We start from the raw sequence: 15,076 nt of genomic DNA on the forward strand, positions 1-15,076 counted from the left end.
AGCGGCCTCTGTTTCGTCACGCTCGTCGCATTGCAACAGGCGACCGGGGGGATTTAGCGGCGCGAACCGCGCGCCACGCGTTCGATTTCCTCACGCACGAGACGCTCCACCAGGGTCGGTAGATTGTCCTCCAGCCAGTCCTGCAGCATCGGACGCAGCATGTCGGCGGCCATGTCCTCGATCGAACGGCGCTCGACACCATCAAAAACCTCCGCAAGCTCGCTGAAGGAGCGCGCGATCTGCGCACCGGCGGCGGCGGAAATAAGGTTGAGCGACAGCCCGCCCTCTTCCTGAGGCTCGGCCAGATCGAATGTCGGCATCTCGACGGCAGGTTCCTGCACGGAAATCTCGAAGCGCTCCTCGGCGGCAGGCGTCTCGATGGCACCACGCAGCGTCAGCTGATCGAAGCGGTTCCCGGCAAAAGGCGCATTTTCGACGGCGGCAGCGGCGGCGCGATCCTCTGCGGCAAAAGACGCCGGCTGTTCGCTGATGCTTGCGGCAGCGGCTGCCAGCAACGGGCGCACATCGGTCGGGCGCTGCGGCGCGGCGCGTTCAACCGGCTGTGCGGCCGAAGGCTGAGCTACGCCTGAAGACTGGGCAGCGGGAGCCGCTTGTGCGGGCTCACGCTGTGCCTGTGCGGCGAATGCCTGCGGCCCCATGGCGGCGTTGCGGTCGGCAGCGGCACGCACGCGCGCTGCGACATCGGCAAGCGACATGGTCTTGTCAGCGCTGTCCTGCTGTTCAGGCGCCGGCTTTTCGGAGACCGGAGAGAAATCCTGCACCGGCCTTGCGCCATAGGCCTGGTTTGCGGCGGGGGGAACGCGGGCCGGCGGGCTGGCAGGCTCCGCCACGAAGGCCGCTTCGCTCGCAGCGTCGTCTTCATCATCATAGACAGGCGGCAACTGTCCGGAAAACGCACCGGCAGGGCCGGTCTCGTTGCTTTCGATGATCCGGCGTATGGACGCCAGAATTTCTTCCATGGACGGTTCACGCGCTACGCTTGGCTGAGCCATATCAATCCCCGGTTTCCACTCTCGAGCGTCCCCGCCGCATCGCTTCGGATGCCGGACAGGGCGCTTCGCACCTGTTCAATTCCTGCATCGCGTTCACGACAATCGAGCCCGATCGCCGCGCCGATGCTCTGAAACATTTTTGGTCAAAACCGCCGAGCGTCTTTGCCGTCCCTGTCGCAGGTTCATGCGGGGCAGAAATACGCACACCCCGAATCACCCTTAGTTTAGGGCAGCATACTCAGGAACTAAATCACTGATTCGACAACTTTCGTGGTGATGCACAGCTTTGTGAGAATGGCCTTTTCGGCAATACCGAGGATGAGCGGGGGCACATGGCGGCCCTGCCCCCAAAAAACAAACGCCGGGGTGAAAACTTCACCCCGGCGTCCGGAACAGAATGATCGCTTCCTGGGATCAGAAAACGAATTCGGCCGCCTTGGCGAAACCCGGCAGGGGCTTGACCGAAGCGTTGAAGGAGGTCACGGCCGATGTGCTGTTGCCGTCGCGGCGATAGACGGTGGCCTTTGCCGCATTGCCATATCCGACAACGACAACCAGACGTCCGCCGTCACGCAGCTGGTCGGTCAGCGCCGCCGGCACTTCCTCGACGGAACCGTTGACGAAAACGAGATCATAGGGCGCTTCGCCCGCATAACCCTTTTCGAGATCGCCGGTGACAACAGCAACATTGTCATATCCGAGCGAAGCCAGCGTCTCGGTGGCCTGTGCCGCCAGAGCCTCATCGCTTTCGAGCGAAACCACCGAACCGGCGATCTGCGAAAGGATCGCGGCCGCATAACCGGCGCCACCGCCAACTTCCAGCACGACGTCTTCCTTGGACACGGCAGCAAGCTGAAGAAGCTTTGCCAGCGGCGAAGCCTTCATCACGTAACGGGCCGGGAGGCCGTCCCGGGCGGGACAGATCTGCAGATCTTCGTCCGCATAGGCAATCTGCCGTACGCCTGCCGGCACGAAAGCCTCGCGCGGCACGCTCAAAAATGCCTTCAGCACCGAATGTGACGTCACGTCGGTCGTGCGCAACTGGCTATCGACCATATTGGCGCGTGCGGTTTCGAAATCCATCATATCGTTATCGCCTCAATTTCGCGGATGCCGGTCGGGAAGCCTCGGCTCCAAAAGCTCAAAACGGCACGGGTCTCCCCTCGCCTTTGGATAACCTCATAATTGCCCAAGCCTGCGCTTTCAAGCGCGGTGAGCGGGATGTGCGGGAAAAAGCGAAGTTGCGGGGATTTTTAGGACAGCAAGAACGGAAATGGCCGCAACTAAGATGCGACACGGTCAAGACAACAGGTTCTGCTGGTGAGAGTTTGGGAGGCTAAACCCGAAATTCGAAAAATCGGCCTTCATACCAGCTGCCGAATCCGAGGCGTCCAAGATGCGTTCGGCAGGCATTTTACCGTCCGCCGGTTTCTTTGTCCTTCTTCGCTTGATCGTGATGCCACTTTATGGCGAAGAACATGCCCGTGCCCAGGACGATAACCTTGAGCGGAAAGACGACTATGGGGAACAAGTCTACCCAATCCAAATCCATCATTTCGAATATTTCCAAGCTGTTACGCGACACTACCGATATGATGAGCGCTACCTCAAAACGGATGCTTCAACAACTTCAATTCAGGCGCTCATGCAGTGCCTTTTTGACGCAGCCCCAATCGGCTCGTTTCGTCTGGAGCTCGTGTTCATGCTACAGCGAGACGAATTGTTGCCGTCGTGGAAACAATACGGCCGATACCTTCGATTCTGCTGCGGCACGCCTCAGCCCGTGTCGCAAGGCTTCGTCGTGGGCAAAGGAGACTGTCCGAAAACCAGCGGCGTGTGCCTATCGGAAAAATCAGGGACGATTTGAACTCTTGAACCGGAGAATGAGAACCTGCACCCATTACCAAGAGAACCGGAAGCCGATCCGGTGGACCACATCATTGCATGGCACGATGGCGATATCGTAACTCCACCTAGCGCCACTTCGGATCCGATCCTCATCGACCCGCCAAGTGGCCCCGAAGATTGCTGTCGGTCCCCTCTGGAGCGGACTGTACAAATCTAGTTACCGGCTTTACCGATTCTGAACAGCTTGCAGGTGTATATTCATGAAGCTCAACTGCACCTATCATCGGCGCTGCATCGGGGATACGATTTGGGAGACTGGTTTCGAAAATGGGCAGCGATCGTGGGCCTTTCCCTCCTCGGTCCTGTCTTTCTGACCTTCTCCATCACGTGTTTTCTTTATGAAGAGCTACCCGGCAGACGCGGTTCGCCCATCACAAGTGTGGATGACCCCATCCTCTTCTATCCCCTTTCCCTAGCTCTGGTGTGCACTTCGGCATTTATGTCATACTTGAGTGTTATGTTTGTTATTGGGTATGTTCGCGGGCGACCACAACGCGAGAAGTAAAAATGTACGAATGGCGCGTTGTTGCCATCTCCGTCGCGTCTGCAGTTTCGAACGGCACAATCCGTTGTCGTCAGGATGTGAGGCGTTGCTCTGTTGGGCGATAAGCCCGCATACGTGTTGCCAACACAGATCAGCCGACCTAATCTCCCGCAAGTTGCGATAGGGGGATCAATTGCGCGTTCTGTCAAAAGTTATTCTTGCAATGATTACCTTGGGCCTGACATCGTGCCAGCTATACGAGGAAAACTACAGGCCGTTCCAAGCGAACACCAAAACACTTTATGGCTGCAGTTCTGCTCTGCAAAAGTTCAGGAATGACCGAGAAAAATACACTGGATACGGTCACATTGCGTTCGCTAAAGGCCCTGCACTAACCGAGACCGGCATGAGGGGATGCGGTTGGGCGTCATTTCACAAGACCCAAGCTCAAGCAGACACGGAAGCACTGGCCCAGTGTAGAAAAGGCGCCGCGAACCCATCCCGCTGCGTCATCATCGAGCGTTAAAAAAAGCGCCGGGCTCAACCACGTCGGGAACCCGGCGAGCTAGCCACCGACGTGGCGCACAACGAAGCGACAGACTGCATGCTCGACGCTATGTTCGGATGGAAGGACGGCAAGATGTCGAAAATCTACAACCGAAATGCTGAACGGGCGCGACTCGTGAGGCAGACAGAGGAGAGAATTAATTGGGATGGAATCGGCTCAAAGCTGCTGCCGGCCGATGATTTGAAGCCGGGATGAAATAGTCACAGACTGCCACACCGCGCTTGAGCGTGGCGGAACGGTTCAAGCCCATATTGCCACACCTAGAAAATAATCAAGGAAAATCATTATTTGCTTCCGGTGAAGAAGCTGATTGGAGGCCTCGCCCGGAATTGAACCGGGGTACAAGGATTTGCAGTCCTCTGCGTCACCACTCCGCCACGAGGCCTCACACGCTCTTTAATCTGAGCGATGGCGGGCATTTAGAACGAATCCATTTTGGGCGCAAGAGGGTTCGCTGCGAATGTGGTGTTTTTTCGGGCCTGATGGAGCAGGCTCCGTCCGCTGCGCTCTAAGCCATTCGAATTCCGTGTTTTTTTGTATCTTCCTCAAATTGCGGAAGAAACAACGCCCGCATTCGGCGCATTTGCGTCGGTGCGGGCGTTTGCTGCATCTTCAATGCCGTCGGTCAAATACGCCCAAGCAAAACAAGGATCAGGACGATGACCAGAACCAGCCCGAGGCCACCCGACGGACCATAGCCGTAATTGTGGTAACCCCAGCTTGGCAGAGCGCCGATCAGGAAAAGAATGAGCAGGATAACGAGGATGGTGCCGATCATGTATAATCCTCCACTATTGGCATGTGTTCTGACTGCTTTAATGGCGCAGGAGGCCAAAAGGTTCCCTTTGCTTTGCCCGCGGCAGCATGGATCAAAACGGGCATCCCCTTCCGTTTCAACGGCTTAAAGCGTTATTGCGGAACGCCTGATCCCATCGCGGCGAAATGATTTGCCGGATAAGAAGACCGGACACGAGGGTCACGGCGCTGCGGCGCGGCGCGCCACGCGCGGAGCCGGTCCGGCGTTCGACCATGGTAGCTATTTATTCGAGGTAATTTCTCGGTCTATGTATATTAGCAATCACTCGTCATAATTGTTGAAGTCACCCGACCCCTGAAACTGGCGGGAGGACGGAGAGGCCTGGTATCACTGGCAGTGCGCCAGGCCTCCCCCCGCAGACTTTCACTCCCCCGGCATTCACTCCTCTGCCGATGGTCGTTTCCCCAACAGGCACACGGACATTTTACCGACGGCGCCGCCGGCAGCTCTTGCCTTGGCTCTTTCTCTCCGGCTAGACCCCGGACCGGGAGGAAGAAACGAGAATCACATGTCCGGTTTTGCGAACCTCATCCCGCTTTTCATCTTCGGCCTCCTCGTCTACTTTTTCTTTCGCTGGGTCGCGCGCGACATTCAGGATCCGAAGAGCAAATAATCGGAGAAAAATAATCTCCGTCCCCTTGCCCGCCGGGAACCGCCGCGCCTCCACATCGTTTTCACAGACGCACTTCGGAGGACAGGATGAAGACGCTCGTATCATCGGCCACTATCGCGCTCGCACTGGCACTTACCGGATGCACCACAGCCGGACCGGGGGGCTATGTCGGCCCCGCGCCCTATGTCGAACCCATCCCCGGCAGCATCATCTACCGAGGCCAGCCACGCACCAAGCTGACCAAGTCGCCGATCGGCAGCACGTTCAGCCATGAATTCCGTATCGACGGCAGCACAAGGGCGGTGGAAACCTACCGCATCGCGCCGGATCGCTCGCTGGAACTCATCGACCGGCGCATCATTCGCGACTGGCTGTTCGGGCGCGACGACTGACCGCACCGCAACGGTGAGAAACCGCCCTGCAACGGGATTGCACATCCTGACCGCTTCGTTTAGAGCCGGGCGCAACAACCAATACGGATAAGCGATGAACACGCGCTGGCAAAAACCCGTCCTGATCGCGTTCGAAACGCCGGGCGATTATACGAGCATCGAAACCACACAGGCGGCTTCCTGGGCGCTGATCGAGGATTGGCCGATAGAGGATGGCGATGCGCTGGACAAGGCGCTGCTGGTCTGCGCCGCCGTCGACGCCGGCAAGAAAAAGCCGGAAGATGCGCGCAAGGCCTTCATCGCCGCCGCAATCGAGGCAGGCCTCGATTTCAAGGGGTGACGATGCGAGAATCGTTTAACCGCAAGGTGACAAACGTGTCGCGCCACGCGAAAATTCAAAATAACGGATTTGATGGGTCAAAATAGATGGAAGCTTCCGGAAACATGAAAAAAGCCCTGTTCATCTTTCTTCTGTCCTGCCTGGCAATCGGCCTTCTCGGCCACCTCGTCGTGGCCTTCGTCGTCACCGGCTGAAGCCGCCAATGAGCGCCCGTCGCCACGCGCAAGGACGGCGTGTTAAAAATTCCTAAATTTCATTCTTCTGTTATGGAACCGCGATAACTCTTTTCCGTTCTCTTTTCGATCAAACAAGGAGGATTGAAATGCGTGACGGATTGAATGGTTTTCTCGAAATCTCGATGCTCGGCTTCGTGGTCGCAACCTGCCTTTTCATGGTCAACCTGCCGATCTGACACGGCTTACCAATCATGTCCCTGAAGGACCGGCGGCTTGAATGCCGGGACAAGAAAATGCGGCCTTTCGGGCCGCATTTCTTTTTTCCAGCAAGTCAGGCTCAGGCCGAAAGCTTGGCGGCGAGCTTGGCGACATGTGCGCCCTGGAAGCGCGCACCTTCGAGTTCGATCTGCGAAGGCTGGCGCGATCCGTCACCATCGGTGATGGTGGAGGCGCCATAGGGCGAACCGCCCTTGATTTCATCGACACCCATCTGGCCCTGGAAAGCATAGGGCAGACCGGCAACGGCCATGCCGTGGTGCAGGAAGGTGGGAAGGAAACCGAGGATGGTGGATTCCTGGCCGCCATGCTGCGTGGCGGACGAGGTAAAGGCGGCGCCCACCTTGCCGACCAGCTTTCCACTGAACCACAAGCCGCCCGTCTGATCCCAGAAATTGCGCATCTGCGAGGCGACCGTGCCGAAACGCGTGCCGGCGCCAACGATGATGGCATCATAATCGGCCAGCTCGTCGACCGTTGCGATCGGGGCTGCCTGATCCAGCTTGAAATGGGAGGACTTGGCGACTTCTTCCGGCACCAGTTCCGGAACGCGCTTGACGACGACGTCAGCGCCTGTCGATTTCGCGCCTTCCGCGACAGCATAGGCCATTGTCTCGATATGACCGTAAGAAGAATAATAGAGTACCAGAACCTTCGTCATTCTCTTCGTTTCCCTTGTTGGAACTGCCTCCGGCGTACCGGCTATAAGTTTCTTTAAAAACTCGATGATCATCGGCTTTGACCCGTCAAATGTGTGTGGAGAAAAGGTAGCCGATGGGCCTCTCTCCCACCAGTCGGGGATTGGCATACGCACTGTTCACCATGAGTGAACGCAAACTGGCATCGTCAACCATTTCCCGTTTTGCGTTTATTCAAAACCGCTTTGCATTCACGCTGACGCGGCGTTAACGTCGGGCGAAACAGATGATGAGTGCAACCATGTCCAATCCCTCCTCCTCCCAATCCGTCGTCACCGCCGCCATGCTCGCCATTGGCGACGAATTGCTGTCGGGCCGCACCAAGGACAAGAATATCGGCCATCTCGCGGATGTCCTCACCATGTCGGGAATTGACCTCAAGGAAGTGCGCATCGTCGCCGATGAGGAGGAGGCAATCGTCGAGGCGCTGAACGCGCTGCGCAGCCGTTATGATTATGTCTTCACGTCGGGCGGCATCGGCCCGACCCATGATGACATCACCGCGGACGCCGTCTCAGTCGCATTCGGCCTGCCCTGCGAACACGATGCCGAAGCGCTTCGCCTCCTCGGCGAAATGTACCGCGTCCGCGAAATGGAATTCACCGAAGCGCGCAAGCGCATGGCGCGCATGCCGAGGGGCGCTGCGCACATTGCCAATCCGGTTTCCGTCGCGCCGGGCTTCGTCATCGGTAATGTCCATGTCATGGCCGGCGTTCCGCAGGTATTCCAGGCCATGCTCGACAATGTCATGCCAACGCTGCGCACTGGCGCGAAGGTCATGTCGCAGGCGGTCCGTTCGCCCTATGGCGAAGGCGATATCGGTACACCGCTGACGGCCATCCAGAAGGCGTACCCCGAAACCAGCATCGGCTCCTATCCCAAATATGACGGGCAGCGTTTCTCGACGGAAATCGTCGTGCGCGCCCGCGACGCCGCCGTTCTGAAGGCGGCGGCGGAGGCGGTTGCGGCAATGATCGACACCATCGGCGAGGAAAAAAGGCTGGCCGCCAGCAAGGGTGATGCAACCGCTTGAGACAGAAAAGGCTTGAGACGAAGAGAGTTTGACCAAAATCAAGGTGGCGGCCCGCAAAGGCGGCCACTCTCCCCCCTAGAGCATTTCCAGGAAAAGCGGGGCCGCTTTTCCGTCCGGACAATGCGTAAAACAAAGACTTAGATCGTTCTGGCGATTCGAATAGAGGCCGGAAATATCTGAAAACGAGATGTCACCGAGGAGAGAGAAATGGGTTACAAAACGATACTGACAGTGGTCGACAATGTTGCGAACACGCAAAAGCTCGGCGAATTCGTGGTGAGCCTTGCCGACCAGTTTTCCTCGCATGTGATCGGCCTGCATATGGAAACGCTGGCCGCCGTTCCGCTGGTCGCACCGATGGAAATTCCCGACCCCGCCACCGTGCAGGCGCTGCAGGACGTGGCGCACAAGGAAACCACCGATGTCGGGACACTTTTCGAGCGCACGCTCTCGGCCAATGGCATCTCGCATGAATGGCGCAGCTTCATCACCTCGGTTGGTTACGCCTCCGCATCGGCGATCGACAGCGCCCGCTGCGCCGATCTCATCGTCGCCCGCCAGAGCAGTTCCTCGGCCCTGTCCGACAGCCGCTCGGACATTGACGGTTTTCTCTATGAAAGCGGCCGCCCCGTTCTTCTCGTTCCACACGTGCTGACCGTCGCAAAACCGATCAAACGGGTGCTCATCGCCTGGAACGGCTCGCGCGAGGCGACACGCGCTACCTTCGATGCCCTGCCCTTCCTGATTGCGGCCGAAAGCGTCGAGATCTTCTCCGTCGATCAGGCCGAAAGCGAAACGCAATCGTCCGGCCTTGCCGGCGCGGAACTGGCCGCCACGCTTGCCCGCCACGGCGTCAACGTCACGGTCACCTCGCAGGAAAAGATCGCCGGCGTCTCGCCGCAGGCGGCCATCGAAAACCGCCTGTCCGACCACAGCATCGACCTTCTGGTCATGGGCGCCTATGGCCATTCCCGCTGGTGGGAACTGCTATTTGGCGGCGTGACCCGCACCCTGCTGGATTCCATGACGGCGCTGACGCTGCTGTCGCGTTAAAAACAGGCTCCGTAAGCTCTCTCGGCATTACGCACGAAGCGAGCGGTTCCCGCATATTTCTTCTCCCCGCCGGGGAGAAGTCCGCGGCAGCGGGATGAGGGGGCAAGGGTCGTGAGTTACGGCAACGTTCCCCTCATCCGACCTTTCGGGCCACCTTCTCCCCGACGGGGAGAAGAAACGAGCCGCAATCTCTTAGTCGTATACAATTGCCCGTCTTCTACGCGCAAAGCTTGCCTTTTTGCCGGTCTTGCGGCTATTAGCCAAAGCCATCGACAATTTTGACCAGATGGTAGACGACATGTCCCTTCCCGATAAAGCCTTTCCCGTATCCTGGGATCAGTTCCACCGCGACGCCCGCGCGCTTGCCTGGCGTCTTGCCGGTCTCGACAAAGAGTTCCGGGCAATCGTCTGTATCACCCGCGGCGGCCTCGTGCCGGCGGCGATCATTTCCCGCGAACTGAACATCCGCATGATCGATACGGTCTGCATCGCCACCCGTCACGACTATGTCAACCAGGGCGACACGGTTCTCCTGAAGGGCGTGGCGCCTGAACTGATGGCCGATAGCGGCGAAGGCGTGCTTGTGGTGGACGATTTGACCGATACCGGCAAGACGGCGCTGGAAGTGCGCGAAATGTTGCCGAAGGCGCATTTCGCCTGTGTGTACGCCAAGCCGAAGGGCGTGCCGACCATCGACACTTTTGTCACCGAAGTCAGCCAGGACACCTGGATTTATTTTCCCTGGGACATGGGCTTCACCTATCAGGAGCCGATCGCCAAGGGATCGCGCGGCTGATTGCCCACAGAGGAACCCATTTCTCATCCGTCATTCCGGCCCTGAGCCGGAATCCAGCCACGGCGCGTCTGCGCCGTGAGAAGAGTCTCTTGCGATCAAGGACTTGATCGCGCTGGACCCCGGATCAAGTCCGGGGTGACGGAGTGCGGATGCACCAACCGCGCAAAACTTCCCCCAGCAATATCCACTCTTTCGCGGTCCCGCCGGGGCGGCTTTTTTGTGGAGAAATGCCTTTTTGACGACGACAGAAAAACACGGAAAAACCGCAGTGTCGCCTTTATGCCTCACCCCGGAAATGCGCGGTTTTTGCATTCCGCTGCGGAAACCAGCCTCGCACAAGCTTCAAATTCTCTCGCCAAGTCACTGATTTTTTTGAACGCTTTTGCTTTCCCCGTTTTCCACAGGCAGTTCACACAATATCTTGTGGTTAAAAATGCGTTTCAATCTATGGCTTGACGAATCTATGCCGCGAGAGGAAAGTGACAATTATGTTGCGGCGGCAACGGACCGGAAAGTAACGAGGCCGGCTCCTTTCAATCTCAGCTCGCTAATCCAGACGCGGCGTCCCGGCCATCAGGGGGCGGTTTGCCGGTGGGTTTCTGCGCGCCTTCGGGAACCGCCAAAAACATGACGCGGGGACTGGCGGCAGGAAGCTGTTGATACTATATTTAGTATTACACACGATGCTTGCAGCCGAATAAGCCACGAGATACAGGGATCACATCCAAGGATGAACATCCCTTTCAGAACGGCAACAACCGGCTGCGCGCAAAGACCGCACGGCTGGACCGGATTTTTGCGCCCTTGACCGGGCGCCCAATGGACGAGGACAGGAAACCATGCGCATTGAACGCCGCTTCACGAAGCCCGGCCAATCGCCTTACGCGGAAATCGACTTCCGCAAGGCCGTCAGTGAGATCAAGAACCCTGATGGTTCCATCGTGTTCCGTCTGGCGGATATCGACGTTCCCGCGCAGTTCAGCCAGGTTGCCACCGACGTTCTGGCGCAGAAATATTTCCGCAAGGCCGGCGTGCCGAAGTTCCTGAAAAAGGTTGAGGAAAACGACGTTCCTTCCTTCCTGTGGCGCTCGGTTGCCGATGAGAAAGCCCTGAAGGACGTGCCCGAGGCCGAACGTTTTGGCTCCGAGACCGATGCGCGCCAGGTTTTCGACCGTCTGGCCGGCACCTGGGCCTATTGGGGTTGGAAGGGCAAATATTTCTCCACCGAAGAAGATGCGCTCGCCTTCCGCGACGAGCTTGCCTATATGCTCGCCACCCAGCGCGTTGCGCCGAACAGCCCGCAATGGTTCAACACCGGCCTGCACTGGGCCTATGGCATTGATGGTCCGGGCCAGGGCCATTTCTATGTCGACCCCTTCACCGGCAAGCTGACCAAGTCCAAATCCGCTTACGAACATCCGCAGCCGCATGCCTGCTTCATCCAGTCCGTCGAAGACGATCTGGTCAATGAAGGCGGCATCATGGACCTGTGGGTGCGTGAAGCGCGCCTGTTCAAATACGGCTCCGGCACCGGCTCCAACTTCTCCTACCTGCGTGGCGAAGGCGAAAAGCTTTCGGGCGGCGGCAAGTCCTCCGGCCTGATGAGCTTCCTCAAGATCGGTGACCGTGCAGCGGGCGCCATCAAGTCCGGCGGCACCACCCGCCGTGCAGCGAAGATGGTCGTCGTTGATGCCGATCACCCTGATATCGAAGCCTATATCGACTGGAAGGTGAACGAGGAGCAGAAGGTTGCCGCGCTGGTTACCGGCTCCAAGATCGTCGCCAAGCACCTGAAGGCGATCATGAAGGCCTGCGTCAATTGCGAGGCTGACAATGGCGATTGCTTCGACCCGGCCAAGAACCCCGCCCTGAAGCGCGAAATCCGCGCTGCCAAGAAGGACATGGTGCCGGAAAACTACATCAAGCGCGTCATCCAGTTCGCCGAACAGGGTTACAAGGACATCCAGTTCAAGACTTATGACACGGACTGGGATTCCGAAGCCTATCTCACGGTTTCCGGGCAGAACTCCAACAACTCCGTCTCGCTGAAGGACGACTTCCTGCGCGCTGTCGAAAATGACGGCGACTGGAACCTCACCGCCCGCAAGGACGGCAAGGTCATGAAGACGCTGAAGGCCCGTGACCTCTGGGAAAAGATTTCCCACGCCGCCTGGGCATCGGCCGATCCGGGCCTGCACTTCAACACCACCATGAACGACTGGCACACCTCGCCGGCCGAAGGCCCGATCCGCGCCTCGAACCCGTGCTCGGAATATATGTTCCTTGATGACACGGCCTGCAATCTCGCCTCGCTGAACCTTCTGCAGTTCAAGGATCAGGCAACGAAGCGCATCGACATCGCCGATTACGAACATGCCGTGCGCCTGTGGACCGTCGTGCTCGAAGTCTCCGTGATGATGGCGCAGTTCCCCTCGCGCCAGATTGCCGAACGCTCCTACGAATACCGCACGCTCGGCCTCGGTTACGCCAATATTGGCGGCCTGCTGATGTCCTCCGGCATTCCCTATGACAGCGACGAAGGCCGCGCCATTGCCGGTGCGTTGACCGCGATCATGACGGGCATTTCCTACGCCACCTCGGCTGAAATGGCCGGCGAGCTTGGCCCCTTCCCGAGCTTTGCGCCGAACCGCGACAACATGCTGCGCGTCATTCGCAACCACCGCCGCGCCGCTCATGGCCTGTCGGATGGTTATGAGGGCCTGTCGGTCAACCCGGTTGCGCTCATCCATGCCGATTGCACGGATCAGGACCTTATCACCCACGCCACCGCCGCCTGGGACAAGGCGCTGGAGCTTGGCGAAAAGCACGGCTACCGCAACGCCCAGACCACCGTTATCGCGCCGACCGGCACGATCGGCCTCGTGATGGATTGCGACACGACCGGCATCGAGCCCGACTTCGCGCTGGTGAAATTCAAGAAGCTCGCCGGCGGCGGTTACTTCAAGATCATCAACCGCGCGGTTCCAGATGCGCTGCGTTCGCTCGGTTATTCCGAAAGCCAGATCGCCGAGATCGAGGCCTATGCCGTCGGCCATGGCAATCTCAACCAGGCGCCGGCCATCAACCCTTCCACGCTGAAGGCCAAGGGCTTCACCGATGAGAAGATCGAAGCCGTCAATGGCGCGCTGAAGAGCGCCTTCGACATCAAGTTCGTCTTCAACCAGTGGACGCTCGGCGCCGACTTCCTCAAGGAAACGCTGAAAGTTTCCGACGAGCAGCTCTCCGACATGAGCTTCAACCTGCTCGAGCACCTCGGCTTCGGCAAGAAGGACATCGAAGCGGCCAATGTTCACGTCTGCGGCGCGATGACGCTGGAAGGCGCACCGTTCCTGAAAAACGAGCACCTGGCCGTCTTCGATTGCGCCAACCCCTGCGGCAAGATCGGCAAGCGTTACCTCTCGGTCGAATCCCATATCCGCATGATGGCGGCGGCACAGCCCTTCATCTCGGGTGCGATCTCCAAGACGATCAACATGCCGAACGATGCGACGGTTGAGGATTGCGGCGCAGCTTACATGCTCTCCTGGAAGCTGGCGCTGAAGGCCAACGCCCTTTACCGCGATGGCTCCAAGCTTTCCCAGCCGCTCAACGCCTCGCTGGTGGAAGACGAGGACGAAGAAGATTTCGTCGAAGAACTGGTCCAGCAGCCGCTCGCCCAGCAGGCCGTGACGATCACCGAAAAGATCGTCGAACGCGTCATCGAGCGTGTCTCGCGCGAGCGTGAAAAGCTGCCGAACCGCCGTCAGGGTTACACCCAGAAGGCAACCGTCGGGGGTCACAAGGTCTATCTGCGCACCGGCGAATTCGGCGATGGCCGCATCGGCGAAATCTTCATCGACATGCACAAGGAAGGCGCCGCCTTCCGTGCGATGATGAACAACTTCGCCATCGCCATTTCGCTCGGCCTGCAATATGGCGTGCCGCTGGAAGAATATGTGGAGGCCTTCACCTTCACCAAGTTCGAACCGGCCGGCATGGTGCAGGGCAACGACGCGATCAAGAACGCCACGTCGATCCTCGACTACGTGTTCCGCGAACTCGCCGTCTCCTATCTTGGCCGCCACGATCTGGCCCATGTCGATACGTCCGACTTCTCCAACACCGCACTCGGCAAGGGTATCCAGGAAGGCAAGACCAACCTCGTTTCCACCGGCTGGACCCGCGGTTACAAGCCGACGCTGGTTTCCAGCAATGGCGGCGAACGGTCGTCTTCCGAGCCGAAGGGCTCGGCAACGGCAGCCCCTGCCCGCGGCTCCGCCAACGTCACCTCCTTTGCCGGCTCCGCCGCCCGCAAGCTGGAACCGACGGTCGCCATCGCAACCTCCGAAATCGTCTCCTTCAAGCGGGACTATGAAGAGCGCGCCAAGGAACTGGCCGAAGAGATCGCCGAAGAAGTGATCGACGAGGTGGTTCAGGAATCCCAGCAGACCGCCACCGCCCTCTTCTCCGACAAGGCCGCCGCAGACGCCGCATCGGCCAAGGCGGAAGCCAAGAAGGTGGAAAACGAACGCCGCATGCGCTCGATTGCACAGGGCTATACGGGCAACATGTGCTCGGAATGCCAGAACTTCACGATGGTGCGGAACGGCACCTGCGAGAAGTGCGATACTTGTGGTGCGACGAGCGGTTGCTCTTGATGCTTACTGATAAACAAATTTAGAAAATTCCCAGCGCCGAGTTCGAACACGAACTCGGCGTTTTTCATGTGAGACCAAAGATGTTCACTATCTATCCCGACTACTCAAAAAAAGAGTTTCAAAGGCAGGTAACGCCGTACGAGAAGGCATAGAAAAACAAGAGGATATTGACGTAATTGAAAACTGGCGCGCTGCACATAACTATGTCCTAAATACATTTCAAGCGACACTCCGACGTCACGCGCGCGGAA

Annotated in this window: 11 protein-coding genes and 1 tRNA gene; 7 read left to right on the forward strand and 5 right to left on the reverse strand. The window is 58.5% G+C overall.

All coding sequences use genetic code 11. From position 1 onward, the window contains the following. Positions 1-53 precede the first annotated feature (53 nt). Together popZ and AGR13A_RS08225 are read right to left on the reverse strand one after the other, a co-directional pair. Positions 54-1,013 carry a cell division protein PopZ gene (gene popZ, locus AGR13A_RS08220; RefSeq protein WP_080834662.1) on the reverse strand — a complete coding sequence of 320 codons (960 nt, stop codon included), beginning with the start codon at positions 1,011-1,013 and terminating at the stop codon, positions 54-56. Positions 1,014-1,427: 414 nt separating this feature from the next. Continuing rightward, positions 1,428-2,099 (reverse strand): protein-L-isoaspartate O-methyltransferase family protein, encoded by a 672-nt coding sequence (locus AGR13A_RS08225; protein ID WP_080834663.1) that lies wholly within the window; start codon positions 2,097-2,099, stop codon positions 1,428-1,430. A gap of 310 nt (positions 2,100-2,409) precedes the next feature. On the opposite strand from AGR13A_RS08225, the gene AGR13A_RS24900 reads away from it, so the two are divergent. Then, positions 2,410-2,880 (forward strand): hypothetical protein, encoded by a 471-nt coding sequence (locus AGR13A_RS24900; RefSeq protein WP_167377356.1) that lies wholly within the window; start codon positions 2,410-2,412, stop codon positions 2,878-2,880. 1,404 nt (positions 2,881-4,284) lie between these two features. Here the strand turns inward: AGR13A_RS24900 and AGR13A_RS08245 are convergent. Both AGR13A_RS08245 and AGR13A_RS08250 read right to left on the reverse strand, forming a co-directional pair. Beyond that, positions 4,285-4,358, reverse strand: a tRNA-Cys gene (locus tag AGR13A_RS08245). A 240-nt stretch (positions 4,359-4,598) separates the two neighbouring features. Then, complete coding sequence (locus tag AGR13A_RS08250) at positions 4,599-4,751, reverse strand: DUF3309 family protein (RefSeq protein ID WP_080723131.1); 153 nt, start codon at positions 4,749-4,751, stop codon at positions 4,599-4,601. Positions 4,752-5,489: 738 nt separating this feature from the next. Here AGR13A_RS08250 and AGR13A_RS08255 point away from each other — a divergent pair. Together AGR13A_RS08255 and AGR13A_RS08260 are read left to right on the forward strand one after the other, a co-directional pair. After that, the gene (locus AGR13A_RS08255) at positions 5,490-5,795 is read left to right on the forward strand and encodes a hypothetical protein (protein ID WP_035223063.1); all 306 of its coding nucleotides are present in this window, start codon (positions 5,490-5,492) and stop codon (positions 5,793-5,795) included. Positions 5,796-5,889: 94 nt separating this feature from the next. Beyond that, complete coding sequence (locus tag AGR13A_RS08260) at positions 5,890-6,135, forward strand: DUF982 domain-containing protein (protein ID WP_035223060.1); 246 nt, start codon at positions 5,890-5,892, stop codon at positions 6,133-6,135. Between the two features lie 513 nt (positions 6,136-6,648). Here the strand turns inward: AGR13A_RS08260 and wrbA are convergent. Beyond that, complete coding sequence (gene wrbA / locus AGR13A_RS08265; protein WP_035223058.1) at positions 6,649-7,248, reverse strand: NAD(P)H:quinone oxidoreductase type IV; 600 nt, start codon at positions 7,246-7,248, stop codon at positions 6,649-6,651. 278 nt (positions 7,249-7,526) lie between these two features. On the opposite strand from wrbA, the gene AGR13A_RS08270 reads away from it, so the two are divergent. The 4 genes from AGR13A_RS08270 to AGR13A_RS08290 all read left to right on the forward strand — a co-directional run bounded on the left by AGR13A_RS08270 (position 7,527) and on the right by AGR13A_RS08290 (position 14,825). After that, positions 7,527-8,318 carry a competence/damage-inducible protein A gene (locus tag AGR13A_RS08270; RefSeq protein ID WP_080836688.1) on the forward strand — a complete coding sequence of 264 codons (792 nt, stop codon included), beginning with the start codon at positions 7,527-7,529 and terminating at the stop codon, positions 8,316-8,318. A 207-nt stretch (positions 8,319-8,525) separates the two neighbouring features. Beyond that, complete coding sequence (locus tag AGR13A_RS08275) at positions 8,526-9,371, forward strand: universal stress protein (protein ID WP_035223055.1); 846 nt, start codon at positions 8,526-8,528, stop codon at positions 9,369-9,371. A 298-nt stretch (positions 9,372-9,669) separates the two neighbouring features. Beyond that, positions 9,670-10,167 (forward strand): xanthine phosphoribosyltransferase, encoded by a 498-nt coding sequence (gene gpt / locus AGR13A_RS08280; RefSeq protein ID WP_045017440.1) that lies wholly within the window; start codon positions 9,670-9,672, stop codon positions 10,165-10,167. Between the two features lie 839 nt (positions 10,168-11,006). Next, positions 11,007-14,825 carry a vitamin B12-dependent ribonucleotide reductase gene (locus tag AGR13A_RS08290; RefSeq protein WP_080834669.1) on the forward strand — a complete coding sequence of 1,273 codons (3,819 nt, stop codon included), beginning with the start codon at positions 11,007-11,009 and terminating at the stop codon, positions 14,823-14,825. Positions 14,826-15,076 lie beyond the last annotated feature (251 nt).

The organism is Agrobacterium genomosp. 13 str. CFBP 6927 (genome assembly GCA_900012615.1).
GTDB lineage: Bacteria > Pseudomonadota > Alphaproteobacteria > Rhizobiales > Rhizobiaceae > Agrobacterium.